The 25,024-nt window shown below is 65.6% G+C and carries 23 protein-coding genes; 8 read left to right on the top strand and 15 right to left on the bottom strand.

Features of this window, described 5'->3' with window-relative positions:
- Positions 1-97: 97 nt before the first annotated feature.
- Entirely contained in the window at positions 98-1,723 is a 1,626-nt protein-coding gene (locus HAV22_RS07995) for a methyl-accepting chemotaxis protein (RefSeq protein WP_166858303.1), read from the top strand.
- 69 nt (positions 1,724-1,792) lie between these two features.
- Here the strand turns inward: HAV22_RS07995 and tal are convergent, their stop codons facing one another.
- Positions 1,793-2,722: a transaldolase gene (tal, locus tag HAV22_RS07990; RefSeq protein WP_166858301.1), complete on the bottom strand. Its 930-nt coding sequence runs from the start codon at positions 2,720-2,722 to the stop codon at positions 1,793-1,795.
- A gap of 135 nt (positions 2,723-2,857) precedes the next feature.
- On the bottom strand, positions 2,858-3,355 hold the full coding sequence (msrC, locus tag HAV22_RS07985) for a free L-methionine (R)-S-oxide reductase MsrC (protein WP_166858299.1): 498 nt from the start codon (positions 3,353-3,355) through the stop codon (positions 2,858-2,860).
- A gap of 146 nt (positions 3,356-3,501) precedes the next feature.
- Here msrC and HAV22_RS07980 point away from each other — a divergent pair, with 146 nt between their 5' ends.
- Together HAV22_RS07980 and HAV22_RS07975 are read left to right on the top strand one after the other, a co-directional pair.
- Positions 3,502-4,080 carry a TetR/AcrR family transcriptional regulator gene (locus HAV22_RS07980; RefSeq protein WP_166858296.1) on the top strand — a complete coding sequence of 193 codons (579 nt, stop codon included), beginning with the start codon at positions 3,502-3,504 and terminating at the stop codon, positions 4,078-4,080.
- A gap of 33 nt (positions 4,081-4,113) precedes the next feature.
- Positions 4,114-5,412: an MFS transporter gene (locus HAV22_RS07975; protein ID WP_166858294.1), complete on the top strand. Its 1,299-nt coding sequence runs from the start codon at positions 4,114-4,116 to the stop codon at positions 5,410-5,412.
- On the opposite strand, the gene HAV22_RS07970 is transcribed toward HAV22_RS07975, so the two are convergent.
- Positions 5,405-7,903: a glycoside hydrolase family 95 protein gene (locus tag HAV22_RS07970; RefSeq protein WP_208296111.1), complete on the bottom strand. Its 2,499-nt coding sequence runs from the start codon at positions 7,901-7,903 to the stop codon at positions 5,405-5,407. The genes HAV22_RS07975 and HAV22_RS07970 overlap by 8 nt on opposite strands.
- Positions 7,904-7,997: 94 nt before the next feature.
- Positions 7,998-8,378, bottom strand: a complete 381-nt coding sequence (locus HAV22_RS07965) for a winged helix-turn-helix transcriptional regulator (RefSeq protein ID WP_166858292.1) — start codon at positions 8,376-8,378, stop codon at positions 7,998-8,000.
- Positions 8,379-8,519: 141 nt separating this feature from the next.
- Between HAV22_RS07965 and HAV22_RS07960 the strand changes: the two genes are divergently transcribed.
- Positions 8,520-9,131, top strand: a complete 612-nt coding sequence (locus HAV22_RS07960) for an NAD(P)-dependent oxidoreductase (RefSeq protein WP_166858290.1) — start codon at positions 8,520-8,522, stop codon at positions 9,129-9,131.
- Here the strand turns inward: HAV22_RS07960 and HAV22_RS07955 are convergent, their stop codons facing one another.
- The 7 genes from HAV22_RS07955 to pgi all read right to left on the bottom strand — a co-directional run bounded on the left by HAV22_RS07955 (position 9,132) and on the right by pgi (position 15,960).
- Positions 9,132-9,401: a hypothetical protein gene (locus tag HAV22_RS07955; protein ID WP_166858288.1), complete on the bottom strand. Its 270-nt coding sequence runs from the start codon at positions 9,399-9,401 to the stop codon at positions 9,132-9,134. It abuts the gene before it with no gap.
- A 131-nt stretch (positions 9,402-9,532) separates the two neighbouring features.
- Positions 9,533-10,120: a YdeI/OmpD-associated family protein gene (locus HAV22_RS07950; protein ID WP_166858286.1), complete on the bottom strand. Its 588-nt coding sequence runs from the start codon at positions 10,118-10,120 to the stop codon at positions 9,533-9,535.
- Positions 10,121-10,131: 11 nt separating this feature from the next.
- Positions 10,132-10,782 carry a TonB family protein gene (locus tag HAV22_RS07945; protein WP_166858284.1) on the bottom strand — a complete coding sequence of 217 codons (651 nt, stop codon included), beginning with the start codon at positions 10,780-10,782 and terminating at the stop codon, positions 10,132-10,134.
- A 59-nt stretch (positions 10,783-10,841) separates the two neighbouring features.
- On the bottom strand, positions 10,842-11,696 hold the full coding sequence (locus HAV22_RS07940) for an SIS domain-containing protein (protein ID WP_036233661.1): 855 nt from the start codon (positions 11,694-11,696) through the stop codon (positions 10,842-10,844).
- Between the two features lie 10 nt (positions 11,697-11,706).
- Positions 11,707-13,176 carry a glucose-6-phosphate dehydrogenase gene (zwf, locus tag HAV22_RS07935; RefSeq protein ID WP_166858282.1) on the bottom strand — a complete coding sequence of 490 codons (1,470 nt, stop codon included), beginning with the start codon at positions 13,174-13,176 and terminating at the stop codon, positions 11,707-11,709.
- Positions 13,177-13,412: 236 nt separating this feature from the next.
- On the bottom strand, positions 13,413-14,309 hold the full coding sequence (locus HAV22_RS07930) for an SMP-30/gluconolactonase/LRE family protein (protein ID WP_229421140.1): 897 nt from the start codon (positions 14,307-14,309) through the stop codon (positions 13,413-13,415).
- A gap of 10 nt (positions 14,310-14,319) precedes the next feature.
- Positions 14,320-15,960 (bottom strand): glucose-6-phosphate isomerase, encoded by a 1,641-nt coding sequence (pgi, locus tag HAV22_RS07925; protein WP_166858280.1) that lies wholly within the window; start codon positions 15,958-15,960, stop codon positions 14,320-14,322.
- 281 nt (positions 15,961-16,241) lie between these two features.
- Between pgi and edd the strand changes: the two genes are divergently transcribed.
- From edd to HAV22_RS07905, 4 genes are all read left to right on the top strand, one after another.
- Entirely contained in the window at positions 16,242-18,158 is a 1,917-nt protein-coding gene (gene edd / locus HAV22_RS07920; protein ID WP_166858278.1) for a phosphogluconate dehydratase, read from the top strand.
- A 29-nt stretch (positions 18,159-18,187) separates the two neighbouring features.
- Positions 18,188-18,811, top strand: coding sequence for a bifunctional 4-hydroxy-2-oxoglutarate aldolase/2-dehydro-3-deoxy-phosphogluconate aldolase (gene eda / locus HAV22_RS07915; protein ID WP_166858781.1), 624 nt, complete (start codon positions 18,188-18,190; stop codon positions 18,809-18,811).
- A gap of 21 nt (positions 18,812-18,832) precedes the next feature.
- On the top strand, positions 18,833-19,390 hold the full coding sequence (locus HAV22_RS07910) for a Rhs element Vgr protein (protein WP_371869575.1): 558 nt from the start codon (positions 18,833-18,835) through the stop codon (positions 19,388-19,390).
- Positions 19,391-19,465: 75 nt separating this feature from the next.
- On the top strand, positions 19,466-19,951 hold the full coding sequence (locus HAV22_RS07905) for a hypothetical protein (RefSeq protein ID WP_166858276.1): 486 nt from the start codon (positions 19,466-19,468) through the stop codon (positions 19,949-19,951).
- A gap of 30 nt (positions 19,952-19,981) precedes the next feature.
- Here HAV22_RS07905 and HAV22_RS07900 read toward each other — a convergent pair whose 3' ends face one another.
- The 4 genes from HAV22_RS07900 to HAV22_RS07885 form a co-directional block, all read right to left on the bottom strand.
- Positions 19,982-20,710: a hypothetical protein gene (locus tag HAV22_RS07900; RefSeq protein ID WP_229421139.1), complete on the bottom strand. Its 729-nt coding sequence runs from the start codon at positions 20,708-20,710 to the stop codon at positions 19,982-19,984.
- A 115-nt stretch (positions 20,711-20,825) separates the two neighbouring features.
- Positions 20,826-21,209: a hypothetical protein gene (locus tag HAV22_RS07895; protein ID WP_166858274.1), complete on the bottom strand. Its 384-nt coding sequence runs from the start codon at positions 21,207-21,209 to the stop codon at positions 20,826-20,828.
- Positions 21,210-21,274: 65 nt separating this feature from the next.
- Positions 21,275-21,817, bottom strand: a complete 543-nt coding sequence (locus HAV22_RS07890; RefSeq protein WP_166858272.1) for a gamma carbonic anhydrase family protein — start codon at positions 21,815-21,817, stop codon at positions 21,275-21,277.
- Positions 21,818-22,017: 200 nt separating this feature from the next.
- Positions 22,018-25,024, bottom strand: a 3,007-nt coding sequence (locus HAV22_RS07885; RefSeq protein WP_229421138.1) for a beta strand repeat-containing protein, incomplete at its 5' end; no start/stop codon positions are given.

Here is a 25,024-nt window from a genome sequence, read left to right as displayed (position 1 = left end):
GAATGAAGATTGAAGATGTGTAGACATCCCATGTCGAGTATCATTGTTGATGTGCGGAAACATTGTAACATGAAAGCCAACATTTAAAACGGTCAAAATGAGATATTTATCAAACTTGCGTCTTGCTACGAAATTAGGAATTGCATTCGCTGCCGTGCTGGCGCTGACCGCGTTCGTCGGTGCAGTCGCGATCTGGCAATTAGCACAAGTGAATGACACGTCGATGAAATTGTCGTCGCACTGGATGCCGAGCATTCGTGTCATCGAAGACATCAAATCGCAAATCGCCCGTATTCGTACGCGTGAGTTGCAATACATTCTTTCCAACGAACAGTCGGAAATGGATAAATACGACAAGGTCATCGCCAAGGACCTCGACGACCTGCACAAGATGCAGGACGACTACGTGAAGCTGCTCGCGTCGCCCGAGGAAAAGCAGATGTATGCACAGCTCCTCGAGATGTGGGACCGCTACATGGTCGAGGACGCGAAGATCCGCGCCGCCGGTCGTGCGAATGACGATGACTTAGGCAAGCAATTGCTCCGCGGCGAATCGAACAAGTTGATCGTCGCGCTGCGCGGCCACGTCGACAAGATCGTCGACATGTACACGGAAGGCGGCCGTACCGCGGCCGTCGAGGGCAATGCACGCTACTCGGCGTCGCGCGTGTGGATCATCTCGCTGGTGCTCGGCAGCGTCGTGCTGGGTGCGGCCGGTGCAGCGTTCATCACGGGCTGGTTGATGCGCCGCCTTGGCGGCGAGCCCGATTACGCCACCGAGATCGTCAGCCGCATCGCGGCCGGCGACCTGTCGGTGCGCGTCGAAACCCGTGCCGGCGACGCGTCGAGCCTGTTGTTCGCGATGAAGTCCATGCGCGACAACCTGGCGAAGATCGTGGGCGACGTGCGCGGCGCCACCGCGACGATCTCGCAGGCGTCCGACGAAATCGCCAGCGGCAACCTCGACCTGTCGGCGCGCACGGAGCAGCAGGCCGGCTCGCTGGAAGAGACGGCCGCGTCGATGGAACAGCTGACGTCGACCGTGCGCCAGAACGCCGACCACGCAGGCCAGGCGAACGCGCTGGCCGATTCGGCCGCCGGAGTCGCCCAGAAGGGCAGTAGCGCCGTCGCGCGCGTCGTCGACACGATGGGCTCGATCCACGCGTCGTCGCAAAAGATCGTCGACATCATTTCCGTCATCGACGGCATCGCGTTCCAGACGAACATCCTCGCACTGAATGCAGCCGTGGAAGCTGCGCGTGCCGGCGAGCAGGGCCGCGGCTTTGCTGTCGTCGCGACGGAAGTGCGCAACCTGGCGCAGCGTTCGGCCGCCGCGGCAAAAGAGATCAAGGAATTGATCGGCAGCTCCGTGCAGCAGGTCGAGGCGGGCAACCTGCTTGTGGCGGAAGCGGGTGCGACGATGACCGACGTGTTGAAGAGTGTCGAGCAGATGCACGCGATCATGGCCGAGATCAGCCATGCGAGCCGCGAGCAGAGCGCCGGCATCGAGCAGGTGAACCAGGCCATCACGCAGATGGACACGGTGACCCAGCAGAACGCGGGCCTCGTGCAGCAGGCCGCCAGCACGGCGCAGAGCCTGCAGGAACAGGCGGCCGCGCTGGACCAGCTGGTCAGCGTGTTCCGTCTCGACGCGCACGAGGCATCGTACGAGCCGGCCTACGAGGTGGCCATGCAACCGGTGCGCGCACTGGCGCACGCCTGAGAACACGCCATCCGGCCATGAAAAACGGCAGCCCGCGGGCTGCCGTTTTCGTTTGCGCCGCGGTGGAGCTTAACGCATTTCTTCGATCATCTTTTTCAGCTTGCCCGAGTCGGCGCAGAACGCGCGGATGCCCTCGGCCAGCTTCTCGGTCGCCATCGCGTCTTCGTTCAGCATGAAGCGGAAGGTCTTTTCGTCGAGCGCGATCTTCTGGATGTCCGCCGTCGTATCGGCCACGAGCTTGCGCTCCACGGTGCCTTCGGTATCGGCCAGCTTCTGCAGCAGGTCCGGCGAGATGGTCAGCAGGTCGCAACCGGCCAGTTCCAGGATCTGCGACGTGTTGCGGAAGCTCGCGCCCATGACTTCGGTCTTGTAGCCGAACTTGCGGTAGTACTGGTAGATGCGCTTGACCGACTGCACACCCGGATCTTCCGCGCCCTGGTAGTCGGTGCCGGTCGATTTCTTGTACCAGTCGTAGATGCGGCCGACGAACGGCGAAATCAGTTGCACGCCCGCTTCGGCGCAGGCGACGGCCTGGCACAGCGAGAACAGCAACGTGAGGTTGCAGCGGATGCCGTCCTTCTCGAGGATCTCGGCGGCGCGGATGCCTTCCCACGTCGACGCGATCTTGATCAGCACGCGCTCGCGCTTGATGCCGGCCGCTTCGTACAGGGCGATCAGTTCGCGCCCCTTGGCGACGGTGGCGGCCGTGTCGAACGACAGGGCGGCGTCGATTTCGGTGGACACGCGGCCCGGCACGAACTTCAGGATCTCGGTGCCGAATGCGATCAGCAGGCGGTCGACGATTTCCTCGGTCGACGCGGTCGGGAAGGCGGCGATGGTCTTTTCCAGCAGCGGACGGTATTCCGGCTTCTGGACGGCTTTCAGGATCAGCGACGGATTCGTCGTCGCGTCCTGCGGGGCGTAGGCCTTGATCGACTGGAAGTCGCCGGTGTCGGCCACCACGGTGGTGTACTGCTTGAGCTGTTCGAGTTGGTTCATGATGCGGCGGAAAAGGGGAGTAGACCGTTATTGTACCAATCGCCGGGCCTGCGATGGTGGGCACGGGGTGCCCACCCTACGGCTGCGACATAAAACGTAGGGTGGGCACCCTGTGCCCACCAAATGCATCCTAAATCAACAATCGGTGGCATCCAGGAACGCCGCCACCATGGCCTCGAGACCGGCCTTGTCCTCGTCGGAAAAACGGTTGAGCAGAGGGCTGTCGATGTCGAACACGCCGACCAGCTTCCCATTCTTGACGAGCGGGATGACGATTTCCGAATTCGACGCCGAATCGCAGGCGATATGCCCCGGGAACGCGTGCACGTCCGGCACGACGATGGTTTCGCGCCGGACGGCCGTCGCGCCGCACACGCCGCGGCCGAACGGGATGCGGGCGCAGGCCGGCTTGCCCTGGAACGGGCCGACGAGCAGGTCGGAGCCATCGCCCGACTTGCTCGGGACGGTCAGATAAAAGCCGGCCCAGTTCAAGTCGGCGAGGGTGTCGTAGACGAGCGCGGAGAATTGCGCCGCGTTGGCGGTGAGGTCGCGTTCGCCCTCGAGGATGCTGGCGACCTGGCGCACCAGCAGGCCATAGTCGGGGCGGGCGCTGCGTTCGGGATTGATGTGCATGGCGGACGGATGAGGCGTTGTCGAAAGCCGTATTTTACGGCAGCGTGCCATTCGCTGCCGGTCGGTAAAATAGATTGTACTTGACATCTATTTTCGAAAATGGATTATGATTGACATCCATTTTTGACACTCCCACGGAGAAAGCCATGCGGGTCAATCGAATCCAGGCGGAGGAAAACCGCCAGGCCGTCATCGATGCGGCGAGCCGCCTGTTCCGCGAACGGGGCTTCGACGGCGTCGGCCTCGCCGAGCTGATGGCTGCCGCCGGCCTCACGCACGGCGCGTTTTACAAGCAGTTCAAGTCGAAGGACGACCTCATCGCCCAGGCCTGCGACCGCGCGCTGGAGACGGGCATCAACGGCTGGCGGCGCGCCGCGGCCGAGGCGGGGGAGAGCGCCTATGCGGCCCTCGTGCGCCGCTACCTGACGCCGGGGCACCGCGGCCGCGTGGGCACGGGCTGCGTCATCGCCTCGCTCGGCGCGGACGCGTCCCGCCACGGCCCCGACCTGCCGCGCCATTTCGAGGCGGGCGTGAAGACCTTCGTCGAGATCCTCGGCAGCGCCCTGCGCCAGGCCGATCCGGCCGCGACGCCGGACGATGCGCTCGCCGCGTTCGCGACGATGGTCGGCGCGCTCGTGCTGGCGCGCGCCGTCGACGACGACGCGTACGCCCGCCACATCCTGGCGGCCGCCGTCGACCGCCTGCTCCCATCCACCCGCGCGTAAGCACGTGCACCCGCGCCTTCATCGAGGATCACCATGCTTTCCACACGTCTTGCGCAGCGGCTCGGCCGCCACGGCCTGCACTACGGCTGGCTCGTCGCCGCGATCACCTTCCTGACGGCCCTGTCGTCGTCCGCCGCCCTCGGCCTGCCTGGCGCCCTGCTGAAACCCCTGAGCCAGGAATTCGGCTGGAGCGTCGACCAGATCTCGTCGGCGCTTGCCGTGCGCTTCGCCCTGTTCGGCCTGATGGGCCCATTTTCCGCGCTGCTGATGGAGCGCTTCGGCCTGCGCAACGTGATGGTGACGGCGCTGACCGTCATCGGGACCGGCCTCGCGCTCGTGCGCGAGATGACGGCCTTCTGGCAGCTCGTGCTGCTGCTCGGCGTGATGCTGGGGATCGGCTCCGGCATGACGGCCCTCGTGCTCAACGCCGTCGTCGCCAACCGCTGGTTCGAACGGCGCCGCGGTCTCGTGATGGGGCTGTTGACCGCCAGCTCGGCGACGGGCCAGCTCGTGTTCCTGCCGGTCGGCACGTGGCTGATCGAGCACGGCGGCTGGCGCATGGCGCTGCTGCCCGTGATGGCCAGCTGCGCGCTCGTGGCCGTCCTCGCGCTGCTGTTCGTGCGCGACCATCCGCAGGAACTGGGCCTCGCGCCGTTTGGTGGCGACACGTCCGTGCAGCCCGTCGTGCCGGCGCGTGGCGCCGTGTCGATCCGTACGCCGTTCACCACCTTGGCCAGCGTGCGCGCCGACCGCGTGTTCTGGGTGCTGTTCGGCAGCTTCTTCATCTGCGGCCTGTCGACGAATGGCCTGATCCAGACGCACTTCATTTCGCTGTGCGGCGACGCGGGCCTCGGCGCCGTCCCGGCCGCGTCCGTGCTGGCGATGATGGGGACGTTCGACCTCGTCGGCACGATCCTGTCCGGCTGGCTGTCGGACCGCTACGACAGCCGCTATTTGCTGTGCTGGTACTACGGCATGCGCGGCCTGTCGCTGGCCTGGCTGCCGTCGGCCGACTTCACGCTCACGGGCCTGTCGCTGTTCGCCATGTTCTATGGCCTCGACTGGATCGCGACCGTGCCGCCGACCGTCCGCCTGGCCGCCCAGGCCTGGGGCAAGCGCGCGCCGATGATCTTCGGCTGGGTGTTCGCCGGCCACCAGCTGGGTGCGGCCGTGGCGGCCTACGGCGCGGGCCGCGTCCGCACGATCTCGTTCACGTATTCGCCTGCCGTCTACACGGCAGCGGTAGCGTGCGGCATCGCCGCGCTGGTCGTGCTGGCGGGACGGCGCCGCGTGGCCGTCCCTGCGCCGGTCGCGGAAGGCGCCGTCAACTGAGCGCCGCCCCGGACAGCCGCGCGCGTCCGGAGGCATCCAGCTTGATGGACGCGAGACGCTGGCCGATCCGCACCTGCACCGCTTGCCCCGGCTTGCCGCGCAGCGTGAGCCGCGTGGCGCGGCCGCCGGCCCAGTCCAGGTCGACCTCGACGCCGCCGCGGGCACGCACGCCGTGCACCGCGCCTTCCGGCCATGCGCGCGGCAGCGCGGGCAGGATGCGGATCTCGCCGCCCCACGACTGCACGAGCATCTCGAGGATCGCGGCCGAGCCGCCGAAATTGCCGTCGATCTGGAACGGCGGATGCGAGTCGAACATGTTCGGGTAGGTGCGCTCCCGGCCCAGCAGGCCGCGCAGGATGCCGTAGGCGCGCTCGCCTTCGCCCATGCGCGTCCACAGCGCCAGGCGCCATGCGGTTGCCCAGCCGGTGGAAAGGTCGCCGCGCGTGTTCAGCGTCGTCTTGGCGGCCTTGATCAGGTCGGGCGTGTCGCGCACGTTGATTTGCTCGCTGGGATAGACCGCGTACAGGTGCGAGACGTGGCGGTGATGCTGTTCCGGCGCCTGGCCGTCCCAGTCCTCCAGCCATTCCTGCAACTGGCCCTGGGCGCCGATGCGGTCCGGCGCCAGTCGCGCGCGCTTCGTTTCCACCGCCTTGCGGAACTCCATGTCCGGATCGCCCACGCGCTCGTGCGCGGCCAGCGTCCACGCGAACAGGTCGCGCACGATCTGGCGGTCCATCGCCGGACCCGCGCATACGGCCACGTCCGGATGGTGCGTGTTCTCCGGCGAGATCGATGGCGACGTCACGAGGCCGCGGCCCTGCGGGTCCTCGACGAGCACGTCGACGAAGAACTGCGAGGCACCCTTCAGCAGCGGGTAGATGCGGCGCAGATAGGCGTCGTCCGGCGTGTACTCGTAATGGTCCCACAGCGTCTTGCACATCCACGCGCCGCCGCAGGGCCACATGCCCCAGTTCGGACCGTCGATGGGCGCCGCCGCGCGCCACAGGTCGGTGTTGTGGTGCGCGACCCAGCCGCGGGCACCGTAGCTGTCGCGCGCGACGTCGGCGCCGTTGACGGCCAGTTCCTCGACCATTCTCACGACCGGCTCCACGCACTCGCCCAGGTTGGCCGCTTCCGCCGGCCAGTAGTTCATCTCCGTGTTGATGTTGATGGTGTACTTGCCGCCCCAGGGCGGATAGATGCCTTCGTTCCAGATGCCTTGCAGGTTGGCGGGCTGGCTGCCCGGCCGCGACGACGAGATCAGCAGGTAGCGGCCGTACTGGGCGTACAGCGCGGACAGTCCCGCGAGCGCGGCGTCGTCCGTCTGCGGGACGGCAGCGATGCGCGCATCGGTGGGGACGGCGGCACCCGCGTCCGCGCGGCCGAGGCGCAGCGACAGGCGCGAAAACAGCGCACGGTGCGCCGCGACGTGGTCGGCGCGCAGGCGCGCATACGGCTTGCGCGCGGCGGCGTCCATGCGCGCGCGTACGGACTGCGCGGGGTCGCCGCTCGTGTCGCGGAAGTTGACGAAGCTGGTCGCGGCGCCGATCAGCACCGTGACGTCGCGTCCGCCACGCACGCGCAGGCGGTCGCCTTCGACGGTCACCTTGCCGTCGCCCAGCGCCATGACGCGCACGGCGTAGCGCAGCACGCCCTTGATGCCGGCGGCGTCCGCATTGCCGCCTTCGACCAGCAGGGCCCGTGGACCGTCCGCGCGGACGACCAGGCTGGCCGGTCGCTTCGATTCTTCCAGATCTTCCTTCATGTCCCAGGGGCCGCCCGTGGCGGCCGAGGGATCCTGCGCGGACTTGCCGTCGTAATTGGTCTTGCCGTAATCGACCTGGCGTGGATGGCGGTAACCGACGTCGAAGTCCAGGGTGCCGCCGCCGTTGGCCTTCAGGTGCAACACGATAACCTGGTCGGGGGCGCTCGCGAACACCTCGCGCACGTGGCGCGCGCCGTTGCTCTCGAAGCGCGTCGTGGCGATGGCGGTGTCGAGGTCGAGCGAGCGGCGGTACGCTTGCGTCGGCGTGAGTCCATGGAAATCGAGCAGCAGGTCGCCGGCCGTACCGTAAGGCATCTGCGTGGCCGGCTTCGAGATCAGCGATTGCGCCACCAGGTCACGCGCTTCGATGAAGCGGCCCGCGTCGATCAGCGCGCGCACGCGCGGCAGCGCCGTCTTGAATTCCGGATTGTCGAATCGGTACGGACCGCCGGCCCACAGCGTGTCCTCGTTCAGTTGCAGGCGCTCCTGCAACGGACGGCCGTACACCATCGCGCCGAGCCGGCCGTTGCCGACGGGGAGGGCTTCGACCCACGGGCTGGCAGGGCGTTCGTACCACAGCGCCAGCTGTTCACGTCCGGCCTCCGTACGCGCCACGACGGTTGCGCCGGCCAGGCCGGGCATGCCGGTCGCGGCGGCGGCGAGGCCCATCGTACCGAGCACGCGACGCCGACCGAGGTTGATGTGTTGATGACCTGCTTTGCCCAATGTTATCTCCTGTGATTGTTGTGAGTCGGTGATGCCGGGTGCGCATCGTCGATTGTTTATTATAAATAAAAATCAATCCAGGGAATTATTTTCATTACCTCGCAGCGGCCCTGTAGTGGGTACGCGCCTCGCACACCAGCCGGTGATGCTCGTCGGCCCATGCGACGAGGCTTTTCATCGGCACGAGGAAGGAGTGGCCCAGCGGCGTGAGGTCGTACTCGACCCGCGGCGGCACTTCGGGATACACGGTGCGGCGCACGAAGCCGTCTTCTTCCAGGCGCTTCAAGGTCAGCGACAGCATCTGCTTGGAGATGTCGCCCAGTTCGCGCATCAATTCATTGAAACGCTTCGTGCCGCCTTCGAGGGCCTCGAGCACGAGGAGGCTCCACTGGTCGCCGATGCGGTCCAGCACGTCGCGGATGGGGCAGGGTTGTTCGAAGCCGCCGTCGGCGGCCAACAGATTCGTCTTGACCATGATGTTCCTGGGGGTAGCGGTCAGTTCGCGCTGACCTGATCACGCCGCGCTGACTTCTTGTGCGGCATGCGCAGACTAGCATAAGATGCTTTATCGGTCTGGATTTTAGACCTGCCATCAACCACAGACTAAAGGAACCATATGGCACGCATTGCTCTCATCGGCGCCTCCGGAAACGTCGGCACGCGCATCCTGAACGAACTCGTTTCGCGCAACCACCAGGTCACGGCCATCGTGCGCGACCCGGCGAAAGTCCCGGCGCGCGCGGGCGTGACCGCGGCGCGCGGCGACGTCGCCGACCCCGCCGGCCTGGCCGAGGTGCTGAAGGGCCACGACGCAGTGATCAGCGCCGTGCGCTTCCTCGACAGCGATCCGCAGGCGCTGATCGGTGCCGTGCGCGAGGCCGGCGTCAAACGCTATCTGGTCGTGGGCGGTGCCGCCAGCCTGTTCGTCGCACCGGGCAAGCGCCTGCTCGACCAGCCCGATTTCCCTGCCGCCTACAAGGACGAGGCGACGAAGGGCGCCGCTTTCCTCGACGCGCTGCGTGGCGTGACCGATCTCGATTGGACGTTCATCTCGCCGTCCGCGCTGTTCGTGCCGGGCGAGCGCACAGGCAAGTTCCGCCTCGCGAAGGACGAGCTGCTGGTGAGCGAGAAGGGCAGCACGATCTCGTACGAAGATTATGCCGTCGCGCTGGTCGACGAGATCGAGAAGCCCGCGCACGTGCGCGAGCGGTTCACGGTCGGGTATTGATCAGAACGTCGAGCAGTTGAAGAAGCCGCGATGGCCGAAGCAGGTGGTCGTCGTCGGCGCCGTCCGGTAGCGCACGGCATTCCGCGTATCCAGCGCGAGAATGCACGAGCGCCACTGTTCGGAGTCGCGCGCGTTGCCGAGCCGTTCGCACGCCGGCCCGTACACCGCGATCATCTCGTCCACTTCGCGCTGCTGCTCTGCGGCGCGGTCCGCCTGCGTTGCGCAGCCACCCAATAGCAGGGCCAGCGCCAATGTCGTTGTCGTACGCATGATAGTTCCTCCTTCCGCCTTCCCGCACCGAGCGCGGCGCGAGGGCGAGTAATGCGTGTTCCCCGGTTGATGCCCCTTCGATGGCAAAAGGTTCTATCGGATGTGCGGGCGTGTCCGCTCGACAGGTCGTGTCAGGTCTTCTTCGCCGGCTGCCACTCGTCGAGCCGCCGCCCCTCCGCGCACGCCTCGATCAGCCGCTCGAGCCGCGCGGCCCGCGTCTCCGGCTTCTTCGCGCTCGTCACGACGTGCAGCATGCGCTTGCGGTAGCCGGGCGGACACGCCTCGAAATAGGCCCACGCGGCCTTGTGGCGCTTGAAGCGGGCGCGGTCCGCGGCTTCCAGTTCGGCGGGCGTTTCGCGCTCGTGCGAGTACACGCGCGAGCGCGCTTCCGAGCGCTCCGCGAACGCGGCTTCGCCGGCCGGCGTCATCAGGCCCTGCTCGCGCAGCTTCGCGACCTTGTCGATGTTCACGGCGCTCCAGATCGAGCCGGCCTTGCGCGGCGTGAAGCGGATGGTGTACGTGTGCTCGTCGATACCTTTGCGCACGCCGTCGATCCAGCCGTAGCACAGCGCCTGGTCGACCGAGTCGGACCAGCGCATGCACGGCTTGCCCGTGCCGACTTTATGAAAACCGACGAGCAGTTCGCGCGCTTCGTGCGCGTGTGCCGCGAGCCAGGTGCGGAAGGCTTGTGCGTCCTCGAAGAAAACGGGGGTGGTCATCCGATGAAGGCTTACGGCTGGTAGGTGAGTTCGCCCATGCGCAGGCGCTGGATGGCAAGCACGTCGCCCTGCGCGGCGGCTTTCTCGTACCAACGCATCGCTTCCTCGAGATTCGCCTCTATCTTGTCACCCTTCTCGTAACGGCGGCCCAGTTCGTACTGGGCGGCTGCAGCGCCCCGCTCCGCGGCGCTTTTCAGCAGCACGACGACCTTCTCGCGGTCCTCGCCGGATTTAGGGGCCGCGTTCAGCAGGATACTCAAGCGATACAGCGCATTGACGTCGCCTTTGCGGACCGCCTCGGCAGCGACATGCTTGGCATTGGCCATGTCGGGGTCGTCCACGAGTCTCCAGAAGTATTGGACGGGCTGCCAAGCCTCGACGGGTTTGCCGTTTTCTGTCATGGGCTTGAACACGCATTTCCCTAGCGCTTCCCGGGTCTCCCGGTCCAGGGCGGGGAATCCGGTGGACGCTAGGACGACCGAATCGCCAACGGTGCCGTCGGCGTGGACGAGAAACGCCACGATGGCGACGCCGTCTTCACTTTCCCGCAGGGACAGTTTCGGATATTGCGGTTTGTGACACGCCGCGGACGCGGTGCAGGACAATGCGGCACCCGCCAGCGCGGCGGCGGCGAGCAGGCATTTCGAAGCGCTGAAGGTCATGTGTCGAGCCACGTTCAAATAGCTCGACTTTAGGCGCCGACGGACGGTTTGTAAAGAAGCTAGCCGATGAACGAATCGAACTGCAGGTCGAATTCCTGCAGCGCCTTCTGCGCATTCTGCATCTTCTTGCGGAATTCCGGACCGCGCTGCAGCGCGAGGCCCACCGCCAGCACGTCGATCACGACGAGGTAGGCGAGGCGCGCGGAGATCGGCGTGTACGGGTCGATCGCGAACACGAGGTCGATCGGAATCAGGAGGCTCGCCATGTCGGCGAGCGGCGTGCCGGACGGCGCCAGCACGATCACCTCGGCGCCGCCGCGGCGCGCCAGCTTCGCGGAGCGCGTGAGCGACGGGTTGTTGCCGCGCTGGGAGATCGCGACGAGCGCATCGCCTTCGCGCAGCAGCGCGGCCGCGATGGCGTGGATCGCGGGGTCGGTGTACGCGACGGTCGGCACGCCGGAGCGGAAGAATTTGTGCTGTGCGTCGGCCGCGACGAAGCCCGACGTGCCCTGGCCGTAGAACTCGATCTTGTTGGCGCGCGACAGGATGTCGAGCGCCTTCTGGATCAGTTCCGGCTTCAGGTTGTTGCGCAGGTCGAGCAGCGTGTTGATGGAGCGGCTGCAGATCTTGTTGACGAGGTCCGCGGCCAGGTCGTCCTGCGCCGGCTGCTCGCTGGCGCCGGGCAGCGCGAGCGCGAGGCCCTGCGCGAGCTTCAGCTTGAACTCGTGCCAGCCGTCGTAGCCGAGCGTGCGGCAGAAGCGCACGACGGTCGGCTCCGACACTTGCGCGCTGCGCGCCAGCGCCGTGATGTTCTGGCTCACGGTGGCGCTGGGCGCGGCCAGCACGGCGAGCGCCACCTTGCGCTCGGATTTCGACAGCGAGTCGAGCTGGGTGCGGATCGAATCGAGCAGCACGGCGTCTTCCTTAATCTTCCGGCAGCGCTTCTTCGCGCCATTGCAGGCCGTCGCGGCCGATCAGCGCGGACGCGGCGGCAGGGCCCCACGTGCCCGACGTGTACGGTGCCGGCGTCGTGTCGTCCTGGTCCCAGTATTCGAGGATCGGCTCGACCCATTCCCAGGCGGCTTCCAGCTCGTCGCCGCGCATGAACAGCGTGAGCTGGCCGCGCAGGACGTCCAGCAGCAGGCGCTCGTACGCTTCCATGCGCGGGGACTTGAACTGTTCGCGGAAGTCCAGCTCGAGTTCGGCCTGTTTCAGGCGCATGGAGTCGCCCGGCGTCTTCGCCATGAGGTTCATCGACAGGCCTTCGTCCGGCTGCAGGCGGATCACGAGGCTGTTCGGCTGGAAGCTCGACGTCGGCTGGTTGAAGATCGAATGCGGAATCTGCTTGAAGCGCACGACGATTTCCGCGAGGCGGTCGGCCATGCGCTTGCCGGTACGCAGGTAGAACGGTACGCCGGCCCAGCGCCACGTATCGATCTCGGCCTTCATCGCGACGAAGGTTTCCGTCTTCGACTGTTTCGGCGCGCCCGGTTCCTCGCGGTAGCCCGGCACCGGCTGGCCGTCGACATAGCCCGAGCGGTACTGGCCGCGCACGATGTTCTGCGACAGCGTCGTCGGCGTGAAGCGCTTCAGCGAACGCAGCACCTGCAGCTTGGCGTCGCGCACGGCGTCCGGCGCGATCGACGTCGGCGGTTCCATCGCGACGATACACAGCAGCTGCAACAGGTGGTTCTGCAGCATGTCGCGCAGCGCGCCCGAGTTGTCGTAATAGCCGAGGCGGTTGCCGACGCCGATCTTTTCGGCGATGGTGATCTGCACGTCCGAGATCCACTCGCGGCGCCACAGCGGCTCGAACAGGATGTTCCCGAAACGCAGCGCCAGCAGGTTCTGCACGGTTTCCTTGCCGAGGTAGTGGTCGATCCGGTAGATCTGCGATTCCGCGAACACCTTGCCGACGTCGGCGTTGATCTGCTTGGCCGACGCGAGGTCGCGGCCCAGCGGCTTTTCCAGCACGACGCGCGAATTCGGCGTGGCCAGGCCCACGGCGGCCAGGTTCTCGCAGATTTGCGCGAACAGCTGCGGCGGCGTTGCGAGATAGTACACGCGCGTGAGCGACGAGTCCTTGCGCAGCGCCTCGGCGAGCGTGGCATAGGTCGCGACGTTGCCCGCGTCGACGGCGACATAGGTGATGCGATCGAGGAATTTCTGCCACGCGGCCGCGTCGACGTTCTCCTTCACGTGCGATTTCGCGTTCGTTTCCACCATCTCGATGAAGGCCTCCTGCGACATTTCGTCACGGCCGACGCAGATGATGCGCGCCGTTGCGGGCAGGTCGTTGCACACGTCACGGGCAAACATCGCCGGCAGCAGCTTGCGCATCGCGAGGTCGCCGCTGCCGCCGAAGAAAACGAGATCGAAATCGGAAAGAGCCATGGTGTCTGTCGAGGAAGGAAATGCTGTAAATTTACTACACGATTATTGATAGCGCAAGAAAATTTACTACGAATTCGTATGGGCTTGGAGTTAATGGTGCCACATCCGTGGAGGTGTGGGCGCAAGAGAAAAAGGCGCGTAGGGTGGGCACCCCGTGCCCAAGCGTACGTTCGCGTTATGCCTGCGTTCGCGTGGGCACAGGGGTGCCCACCCTACAATAATGCACAGCCGTTGGATTAGGCTCGGTACTCGGCCTGCTCGATGCCGGGCACGTCGACGCTGAACGCCAGTACCTTGCCGCTGTGCGGATACTTCGCCAGCTCGTCGTTCGAGCGCCCCTTGCTGGCGCTGGTGACGTACAGGGTGCGCAGGTCCGGTCCGCCGAACGCGACGGACGTCGGGCAGCGCACGGGCAGCTCGATTACCTGCAGCAGCTCGCCCGTCGGCGACAGCTTGACGAGGCGACCGCCTTCGAACATCGCGGCCCAGTAATTGCCTTCGCTGTCCACCGCCGCGCCGTCCGGACGGCCACCGTAGTCCGGCGCTTTCTTGTCGTCGGAGAAGGTGACGAGGTTGCGGCGGTTCGATGCCGTGCCCGTCTTGACGTCGTAGTCGTACGCGTCGACGCGGTGCGTCGTCGTGTCGGCGTGGTACATCGTCTTGCCGTCCGGGCTGAACGACAGGCCGTTCGAATTCGTCATGCCGCCAGCCCACGCCTGGCTGAGCTGGCCTTTGTCCAGCACGTACATCTCGGCCTTGGGCTGGTCGCGCGGCTCGTACATCGTGCCGACCCAGAAGCGGCCGACGGGGTCGACGCGGCCGTCGTTGAAGCGCATGATGTTCGTGTCGTACGGCGCGGGCGCGATGTCGGTGAGCTCGCCCGTCGTCGTGTTCAGGTAGACGAAGCCGGCGCGCGTGGCCAGCACGAGGTTGTTGTCCTGGTCGACGGCGATGGCCGACGGCTCCGTCGCCGTGCTCCAGCGCGAGTACTTGCCGCTCGACGGATGCAGGCGATGCACCGACTTGCCGTCGATGTCGACCCAGTACAGTGCCGATTCGATCGCATGCCAGACGGCCGATTCGCCGACCAGCATCGGCTCGTCATGCACGATGTGGAATTTTTCGCTCTTCATGGAACGCTCCTCAGACGGCGGCCTTGGCGCGCGCGATCAGGCCGTTGGTCGAGCCGTCGTGCTGCGCCGGCTGCGCGTCGCCGTTCAGTTCCGCCTCGATCTTCTTCGCCAGCACCTTGCCCAACTCGACGCCCCACTGGTCGAAGCTGTTCACGTCCCACAGCGCGCCCTGCACGAACGTCTTGTGCTCGTACAGCGCGATGAGGGCGCCCAGCGTGGCCGGGGTCAGGTACTCCATCAGGATCGTGTTGCTCGGACGGTTGCCGGGGAAGGTCTTGTGCGGCACGAGGCGCTCGATCTCGGCCGGGTCTTGCCCGGCGAGGTCCACGCGTACTTCGTCCGCCGTCTTGCCCTTCATGAAGGCTTCCGACTGCGCGAAGCAGTTGGCGAGCAGCGCGGCGTGGTGGTTCTGGAATTCGTGCGCGGGGCGCAGCGTGGCGATGAAGTCCATCGGCGTCACGTCCGTGCCCTGGTGCAGCAGCTGGAAGTAGGCGTGCTGGCCATTCGTGCCCACGTCGCCCCAGATCACGGGGCACGTTTCGTAGTCGGTGATGGTGTCGCCGGCGCGCGTGACGCGCTTGCCGTTGCTTTCCATCTCGAGCTGCTGCAGGTAGGCGGGGAAGCGGTTCAGGTCCTGGTGGTACGGCGCGATCGACACGGACGCGCAGCCCAGGAATTCGCGGTTCCAGAAGCCGACGAGCGCGAGGATCATCGGCAAGTTCTCTTCGATCGGGGCCGTGCGGAAGTGCTCGTCCAGCGCGTGCGCGCCCGCGAGGAAGTCGGCGAAATAGCCGTAGCCCACGCACAGCGCGACGGGCAGGCCGATCGCGGACCACACCGAATAACGGCCGCCGACCCAGTCCCAGAACGGGAACATGTTGTCCGGATCGATGCCGAATTTCTTGATCGCTTCGACGTTCGTCGACACGGCGACGAAGTGCTTCGCGAGCGCCGCTTCCGATGCGTGCTTGAGGAACCACTGGCGTGCCGTGTTCGCGTTCATCATCGTCTCGGCCGTCGTGAACGTCTTCGACGCGATGATGAACAGCGTCGTTTCCGGATTCACGCGCGACAGCGCCGCGTCCATGTCGTGGCCGTCGACGTTCGATACGAAGTGCATGGTCAGGCGCGGGTGCGCGTACTGGCGCAGCGCGAGGCAGACCATCTTCGGGCCGAGGTCGGAACCGCCGATGCCGATGTTGACGATGTCCGTGATTTCCTTACCCGTGTGGCCCAGCCACTGGCCGTTGCGGACGGCGTCGCTGAAGGCCTTGATACGTGCGAGCACGCCGTGCACGTCGGCCGTGATGTCCTGGCCGTCGACGGTGATCTGCTTGTCCTTCGGCGCGCGCAGCGCCGTGTGCAGGACGGCGCGGTGTTCCGTCAGGTTGATCTTGTCGCCGTTGAACATGGCGTCGCGCAGCTTCTCGGCACCGCGTTCGCGCGCCAGGTCTGCCAGCAGTGCAAGCGTGCGCCCGTCCAGGCGGTTTTTTGAATAGTCTAGGAACAGCCCCGCGGCTTCGCTCGACAGGCGCTCGAAGCGCTGCGGGTCTTGCGCGAACAGGTCGCGCATCTGCCATTGCTGGGCGTCCTTGGCGTGGGACTGGAGGGCCTGGTAACTTGCGGTGCTGGTCAGGGATGGTTGGCGCATGGTGATGGACGGTATGATGTCATTTTGTGCAGGTTATCGAATCATACAGGATGCGAGCGTAAATTCACTACACAAAATTCGTCGTGTTGCGAAGCTGCGGATGAGTATGGGCTGGTTGGACGCGTGGGCACGGGGTGCCCACCCTACCGCGACGCACTTGCCGACGACCGTGCGATATCCACATCCGACACCCGCTTTCAATTCCCACATTATTCGACAAATGCGCGGCAATGCGCATTTCGTAGTAAAATTTCATAAATCTAATTCACAAGGAACAGATCATGGCGCTGCACCCCGTAGTAGAACAGGTCACCAACCGGATCATCAAGCGTAGCCGGCCGTCGCGCCAGGCCTACCTGGCGCATCTCGACGCGGCGCGCGTGAAGGGTGTGCAGCGCAGCGTGCTGGCGTGCACGAACCTGGCGCACGGCTTCGCCGCGTTCCCGGCCAACGACAAGCTCAAGCTGCGCGAATACAAGCAGCCTTCGGTCGCCATCGTTTCCTCGTACAACGACATGCTGTCGGCGCACCAGCCGTTCGAAGCCTATCCGAAGGTCATCAAGGACGCCGTGCGTGAAGTCGGCGCCGTGGCCCAGTTCGCCGGCGGCGTGCCCGCCATGTGCGACGGCGTCACGCAAGGCCAGCCGGGCATGGAGCTGTCGCTGTTCTCGCGCGACGCCATCGCCATGTCGACCGCCATCGCGCTGTCGCACAATATGTTCGACGCCAGCCTGTACCTCGGCATCTGCGACAAGATCGTGCCGGGCCTGTTGATCGGCGCGCTGCACTTCGGCCACATCCCCGGCATCTTCGTGCCGGGCGGCCCGATGGCGACCGGTATCTCGAACAAGGAAAAGGCCTCCATCCGCCAACGCTATGCGAAGGGCGAAGCCACGCGCGAGGAATTGATGGAAGGCGAGGCCAAGGCGTATCACGGCGCCGGCACCTGCACGTTCTACGGCACCGCCAACAGCAACCAGATGCTGATGGAGATGATGGGCCTGCACCTGCCGGGCGCCGCGTTCGTCCATCCGGACACGCCGCTGCGCGAAGCGCTGACCCGCGCCGCCGCGCAGCATGCCGTCAAGATCTCGCAGCAGGGCGGCGAGTACATGCCGATCGGTCACATCGTCGACGAGAAGTGCATCGTCAACGCCATCGCCGCGCTGCACGCGACGGGCGGCTCGACGAACCACACGCTGCACCTCGTCGCCATCGCGCGCGCGGCCGGCATCATCATCGACTGGAACGACTTCGACGAGCTGTCGAAAGTGATCCCGCTGCTGACGCGCGTCTACCCGAACGGCGACGCCGACGTGAACTACTTCCAGGCCGCCGGCGGCCCGACCTTCGTCATCCGCGAACTGCTGGACGCGGGCCTCGTGCACGACGACGTCAACACGATCCTGGGCCGCGGCCTGCGCAACCACTGCAAGGAACCGTTCCTGGACGGCGACACGGTCGTCTGGCGCGACCTGCCGGAACAGAGCGGCGACGAGTCCGTGCTGCGCAAGCATACGAACCCGTTCAGCGACAACGGCGGCCTGATCCTCGTGCAGGGCAATCTGGGCCGCGCCGTGATGAAGATCTCGGCCGTCAAGAAGGACCACCACGTCGTCGAGGCGCCGGCGCTGACGTTCGACTCGCAGGAAGACTTCATGCATGCCTACAAGGCCGGCAAGCTGAACCGCGACTTCGTCGCCGTGATCCGCTTCCAGGGCCCGCGCGCCAACGGCATGCCGGAACTGCACGCGCTGACGCCGGCGCTGGCGAACCTGCAGGACAGCGGCTTCCACGTCGCGATGGTCACGGACGGCCGCATGTCGGGCGCGTCGGGCAAGGTGCCGGCTGCGATCCACGTGTCGCCGGAAATCCTGGCCGGCGGTCCGCTGGGCCTCGTGCGTGACGGCGACATCATCCGTGTCGACGCCACGGCGGGCACGCTGGAAGCGCTGGTGCCGCAAGACGTATGGGCCGCGCGCAAGATGGCGACGGCCGACCTGAGCTCGAACCACATCGGCATGGGCCGCGAGCTGTTCGACGTGTTCCGCAAATCCGTCAGCGCGGCCGAGGAGGGCGCCGCCCACTTCCCGCTGCCGTCGCCGATCGAGACGACCGTTCCCCTGCACGAAGGCACCGACAGCGGCGAGATCATGCCGGGCTCGGATGAAGACTTCCTGTTTCGTAAATCCAAATAAGCAAAGCGAGCGCAACGATGAGTAACGATATGACCCTGCTGGACATCATGAAATCCGCCGTCGTGATCCCCGTGATCGCGATCGACGACCCGGACCATGCCGTCCCCCTCGCCAAGGCGCTCGTCGCCGGCGGCATCCGCGTGCTCGAAGTCACGCTGCGCACGAAGCACGGCCTGGAGGCGATCCGCGCGATGTCGCAGGTGGAAGGCGCCATCGTCGGCGTCGGCACCCTGACGCAGCCGGAAGAACTGGCCGCGTCGCGCGATGCGGGCGCCGTGTTCGGCGTGTCGCCGGGCCTGACGCCGGCGCTGATCGACGCCGCGAAGAAGAGCGGCCTGCCGATGCTGCCGGGCTGCATGACCCCGTCCGAGGTGATGGTGGCGCGCGAAGCCGGCTTCAAGCAGCTGAAGCTGTTCCCGGCCGTGCCAGCGGGCGGCGTCGGCATGCTGAAGGCGATCGGCGGCCCGCTGCCGGACATCACGTTCTGCCCGACGGGCGGCATCTCGATCGAGACGGCACCGCAATTCCTCGCGCTGAAGAACGTGGCGTGCGTGGGCGGCTCGTGGCTGACCCCGGCCGACGCGATGAAGGCCGGCAACTGGGGCCTGATCACCGAGCTCGCGAAAGCCGCGGCCGCACTGAAGGCGGCCTGAGTTCCGTCATATGCAGCGAAGGTGAGAAAACTGCGGGTCCGGGGCCTGACCCCGGGCGAGATGCAGATGGCGTCGCTGCTGTTCGGCGGCGCCCTCGACCTCGCGCGCGTGCGCGTGCACGGCCGCCGCTACCTGCCGCTGGTGCAGCCGAAGAACTGCGCCATGACGCCCAATGGCAGCATCTATTTTCACCCTTCCTGCTTCCTGCCCGATTATGCGGCGGGTGATCCGCACACGATCCACTGGTTCATGCACGAGATGGTGCACGTATGGCAGCACCAGCTGGGCTACCCGGTGCGGCTGCGTGGCGCACTCCGCATCGGCCTGTCGTACCGCTACGAGTTGCGGCCCGATGCAACGCTTGCCGACTACAACATGGAAGCGCAGGGCGATTTGCTCGCCGATTATTTCGCGCTGAAATACATGCGCAACACGCGCATCATGCGCCAGCGCCGTTACGCGGGCCAACTGGCCTTGTACGAACGGGTGCTGGCCCGGTTCCTCGCCGATCCGCGCGACCCGGACAACCTGCCGCGTGGCGGCGCCCGCCGCTTCGCCCGCGCGACGGCATCCACCTGAGCTTGCGCGTCATCAAAATCCGGTCGCGGTGGCGTCGTAGGCTTGCGGCTTGCGTCCACGTCCCGCGAGGCCGTCATGCCCATCGCCTTCCGCATCCGAGTGCCCATCCTGCTGCTGTATGCCACGCTGCCTGTGCACACGTACGCGCGCGTAGGCGAGGCCGAGGTGCGCAAAGGGCCGCGCGGCGGGCCGTGCTTCACCATCGCGGCGCGCGAGGCACGCCTGGGCGCGCCGGATTTCCAGGCGATCGCCGTGTGGGACGGTACACGTCCCGTGTGGAAGATGGCGATGCCGAAGGGCCATACGTTCCCGCTCACGTACGGCATGTGTGTGCCGTATGGCGGCCGGGTGGCGGCGCTGCCGCGCACGGCGTCCACGGCGCTCTCGCCGGGGCGGGTCTACAACGTGCGCATCGACGCGCGGGCGGGCGGCGCGCGGGCCGCGTCGGCGTACGAAGCGCGGTTCTGCGTCGCGCGCCGGGAGGACGGCAGCGCCGTCGTGCACCAGATCGGGAGTGGCGGAGGGCGGCACACGGTGGAATGTGCGGCGCAGGGGGAGTGAGGGTGCGCAGATGCATCCTCGGCTGCCGGCTTATTGCTTCCGTGCTTCCGCCGCCTTTTTCTGCATCCGCTGCAATTGTTCAGTCAACGTCGTTGCGCCGAGTGCCTGGACGGTTTTCTGTAAATCGGTCGCGCCGCGGATCCCGGATTCGATGGCGGGCGACCTGTTCTTGCAATTCGCGAGCCACACGTCCTTTGCCTTGGCCATGTCCGCATGGGCGCCCGCTTGCTCCAGGAGTTCCCTGGTCTTCCGGTACGGCGGCACGGCGTTGGACACGTAATACGGCTGGGTGACGAGCATCGGTACGAATTTGAACGGGTCACCGAACACGGCGGGATTACATGCCCACAAGCTCTGCTTCATCGAGAAGTTTGCCGCGATCCAAGGGGTAACGCCCATGTCATCGGCATCGTCGATGTGCGCCCGCACGAGCGGCGAAGCCAGCAACGCGGCAACGACGTCGGGGTAGCCCATGTACGCCGCCGTCGCAAGAGGGGATTTACCCTTTGCCGGCCCCAACAGGCCATCGGTTGCACCGCTGGCGATGTATTGGCCTACTTCGGCGGCTGCGGCCGTCTCCGCCGCAATCATGTCCGCGGCGCTGCCGCTCGTTTCGCCCAGGGTATAGATCCGATCGGCCAGGGCGCTCAAAGTCGCCATCGGACCACGGCGGGTTTCCGCCCCGTGCACTGGGCTGGCCAGCAGGGCGGCAGCCAGCAACAGTGCCGGACGCGCATGCGGTCGGCTGAAGGTGTTCATGGGTCGAATGGTCGTCACTCCGGCAAGCGTTGGGAAACCGCGCTGCCGCCGAACGGACGGCAGCGCGGATGATGTCGAGTGTATCGGGTTGCCATGCCGAAAAATGCACGCAATCTCACCCCCCTGCCAGCTTACAGTGCAGCACGACGTCCGGATCGATGCGATACGCCGCGCAAATCCGGTGGAATCCATCCGCGACGATGACCTTCTTCAGCGCCGGCACGCGCACGAGGAGCACGGGCGACACGGGTTCGCCACGCTTGATCTTCTTGATCTGTTCGCGCGTCGGGCGGTCGTCCGCCTTGGGCACGGCGAGTTGGGCGGCGCGCAGCAAGTCCGTCGCCTTGTATTCGACGATCGCGCCCGCGTGCAGGTCGGCCAGCGCCTTGTCGATGTTTTTCTGCACGTCGACGAGGGCCAGGTAGTGGCCCGCAGCCTCGTAGTCGGACGGTGGCGCGTCGTCCTGCCAGGTGATCGATGGCGTCTGCTGTTTCGGCATGGATGTCTCCGGTTGTCGTTCCGATAACCGATTCTACGCGCCCGCCCCGTTCCTGCCGCGCACGGCTATTGGCCAGCGGGACCGTTCAGGTAGTTGTCCTTGACGCGCACATAATGCTCGGCCGAATAGCGCAGGTACGCGATCTCGGCGTCGGTCAGCGGCCGGACCTTGGCGACGGGCCGGCCCACGTACAGGAAGCCGCTTTCCAGCGTCTTCCCGGGCGGGACGAGGCTGCCGGCGCCGATCATGACGCGGTCTTCGACGACCACGTCGTCCATCACGATGGTGCCCATGCCGACGAGGCATTCGTTGCCGATCCGGCAGCCGTGCAGGATTACGGCGTGGCCGATGGTGACGTGGTCGCCGATGACGAGGGGCGAGCCGCCCGGCTTGGCGGGCGTCCTGTGCGAGACGTGGCCCATCGTCAGGTCCTGGATGTTCGTGCAGCGGCCGATGACGATGTCGTTGACGTCGCCGCGCAGCACGGCGTTGCACCAGATCGAGCTGTCGGCGTCCAGCCGGACGCTGCCGATCACCTGGGCCGATGGGTGCAGGTAGACGCGCTCGGCGATCTGGGGTGTGGTATCGAGGTAGGAAGAGATTGGCATGTCGGTGGATGTGTTCGTGTGCGGGCATAGTGACAAATGCGCCCGCGATGCGCAACCGGTTATTGCAGCAGGGACATGACCATCGATGACATGCTGCCGGTCTGCTTCAGCCGCGGGCGGCATCGACGGTGGTCATGGCCGCAGCGATTCCATCAGTCGCTGCGGCCCTCCATCAGCATGCGGTCGGTGCCAAGGTCTGATTACAACGTACCTGCAAGACTGTCCGCCTGCGGTTGCCGGAACCTGAGCCGGAGCTTGATGTGACGCAGCCTATTGTTGCGGTCAAGGCCCGTGGCCGTCAGGTTGGATGGGATGTCTGTCAGCTTCTCGTATTGCAATTGCCCGCGCATCGCATCGTAGCTGACTCCGGCCGGCAGTGAATTCAAGCCAGTTTCGGCGACCGATGTGAGTGTCGTGATCTCGGGAATTTGCGGCAAGATATCTGTCAGCTGGATGTAGCCGTCGGCCTGCAGTCTTCCCTCCAGCGAAATCGGCACTTCCAGCGCGATGTCGGACGCGTTGGACGGGACGTTACGGCGCACCGCGGACGCGACCTCCGGCACGGGCTGCACATTGCGAATGACAGGGGCGGCGACGGGATTGATGATCCCGGTGGTATTGGCGACGACCGTGACGGCATAGTTGTTCCCCCCGTTGCCGTCATTCATGACCACATTGCTCACGTTCACCGTCTTGCCAGACCCGATATCCGGCGTGCCATACGACAGCAATGCACTTTGGACGCCTTCCCCGACACCACCGCTGATGACCGGCACATACGATGATGGGACACTGTTAGTGCCATCGAAAGCCTTGGTGACGTTATCGGGTGCCGCGACGGTAATCGACCGCGGTGTGATGACGCCGGTCGTGTTGCTGACCTTGTTCACGGTGTAGTTGTTGCCGCCATTCCCATCGTTGACGACGTAGCCCGCGTTCACCGACAGGGTCTTGCCGGTGCCGGCGTTCTTGTCCGTGAACGACTGGCTTGTCCCGGCCACCGTATCGGTGCCGAGCAGGCCGCTGACGGCGGGGGCGCCTGCCGAGCTGGTCGTGGCATCGTAGGTCTTGGTGTCGCCTACTGCCGTCAAGGTCAGGGCGGCCTTGTTGATGACGCCCGTCGTGTTGTCGACCGTGTTCACGGTGTAGTTATTGCCGCCGTTCCCATCGTTCACGACGTAGCCCGCATTCACCGACAAGGTCTTGCCGGTGCCGGCATTCTTGTCCGCGTACGATTCGGACAGTCCGGTTACGGTATCCGCGCCTTGCAGGCCGCTGACGGTGGGACCAGCGGCTGCGCCCGTCGTCGCGTCGTAGGTCTTGGTGTTGGCGACTGCCGTCAAGGTCAGCGCGGCCTTGTTGATGACGCCGGTCGTGTTGTCGACGGTGGAGACGGTGTAGTTATTGCCGCCGTTGCCGTCGTTGACGACGTAGCCCGCATTCACCGACAGGGTCTTGCCGGTACCGGCATTCTTGTCCGCGTAGGATTCGGACAGTCCAGTTACGGTGTCCGCGCCCTGCAGGCCGCTGACGGTGGGACCGGCTGCCGCGCCCGTCGTCGCGTCATAGGTCTTGGTGTTGCTGGTCGCCGTCAACGTCAGCGCGGCCTTGTTGATGACGCCATCGTTGCCGTTATAAGTGCTTCCGCCGTTGGCCAGCGTGTAGTTGGCCGCGTCGGCACCGGACAGGCCCAGGTTGCTGACGGTGTACGCCAGGTTGGTGCCGGCATTCTTGCTGGCGAAGCTGCCGTTGCCATCGGCGGTGACGATATCGCCCGCCAGCGCGCCATTGAGATTCAGCGTCAGGCCCGTCATCGCCGTCGTGGCATCGTAGGTCTTGCTGACGCCGGTGGGTGAAACGGTAATGGCCAACGGATTGACCGTGCGCGCACCCAGCACGGTCAGCGTGTTGCTGAAGTTCGCGGAATTGCCCGTGACGTTTCCACCGTCGAGCTGATAGCTGTTGACCCTCAGGTTATTGCCAGTGCTGTAGGCCGCGCCGGTCACCGCAATATTGAAGTCGACATTGCCACCGGCGCCATCGTTCACGCTCACGTGCGAGCCGGTGACTGTCGAATTGACGTTGACCACCGTGCCGTCAAGCAGCATGTACTGCGCCGTCTGCACGCCGTAAGCCGGGGTGCTGCCGTAGGTCGCGCTCACGTTGTTCAGACGCACGAGCAACTGGTTGGCCGGCACCACCGTGTAATTGCCCGCGACATAAGCGATGGTGTAATTTCCGGAGGTGAATCCGCTGGCGTTCAGGACACCATGATAGGTGCCGGCCGCTTCGCCGACGCCGGCGTTGCTGCGCACGATGTTGAGCGAGCCTCCGAGCACGCTCGCATCTTCGCCACCGACGAAGCCGGTATAGCTGGCGCCCGCATAGCCGGCATTGTCGGCCTTGCTCACGAACTTGGCGTCGTTGTTGGCGATCACGGTGAGGGCGGCCTTGCTGATGACGCCCGTCGTGTTGTTGACGGTGGAGACGGCGTAGTTGTTGCCGCCGTTGCCATCGTTCACGACGTAGCCCGCATTCACCGACAAGGTCTTGCCGGTGCCGGCATTCTTGTCCGCGAACGACTGGCTGATTCCGGTTGCCGAATCGCTGCCGAGCAGGCCGCTGACGGTGGGAGCGCCCGCCGAGTTGGCCGTGGCATCATAGGTCTTGGTGTCACTGACTGCCGTCAAGGTCAGGGCGGCCTTGTTGATGACGCCCGTCGTGTTGTTGACGGTGGAGACGGTGTAGTTGTTGCCGCCGTTGCCATCGTTCAGCGTGTAGCCCGCATTGACCGACAAGGTCTTGCCGGTGCCGGCATTCTTGTCCGCGAACGACTGGCTGATTCCGGTTACCGAATCGCTGCCGAACAGCCCGCTGACGGTGGGTGCGCCCGCCGAGCTGGCTGTGGTGTCATAGGTCTTGGTGTCACTGACTGCCGTCAAGGTCAGGGCGGCCTTGTTGATGACGCCCGTCGTGTTGTTGACGGTGGAGACGGTGTAGTTGCCGCCGCCGTTGCCATCGTTGACGACGTAGCCCGCATTGACCGACAGGGTCTTGCCGGTACCGGCATTCTTGTCGGCGTAGGATTCGGACAGTCCAGTTACGGTATCCGCGCCTTGCAGGCCGCTGATGGAGGGGCCAGCGGCCGCGCCCGTCGTCGCATCGTAGGTTTTCGTGTTGCTGGTCGCGGTCAAGGTCAGCGCGGCC

It is taken from the genome of Telluria antibiotica (assembly GCF_011682055.1).
Taxonomy (GTDB): Bacteria; Pseudomonadota; Gammaproteobacteria; order Burkholderiales; family Burkholderiaceae_D; genus Telluria; species Telluria antibiotica.
This window is presented reverse-complemented; position numbering and strand designations above follow the sequence as displayed.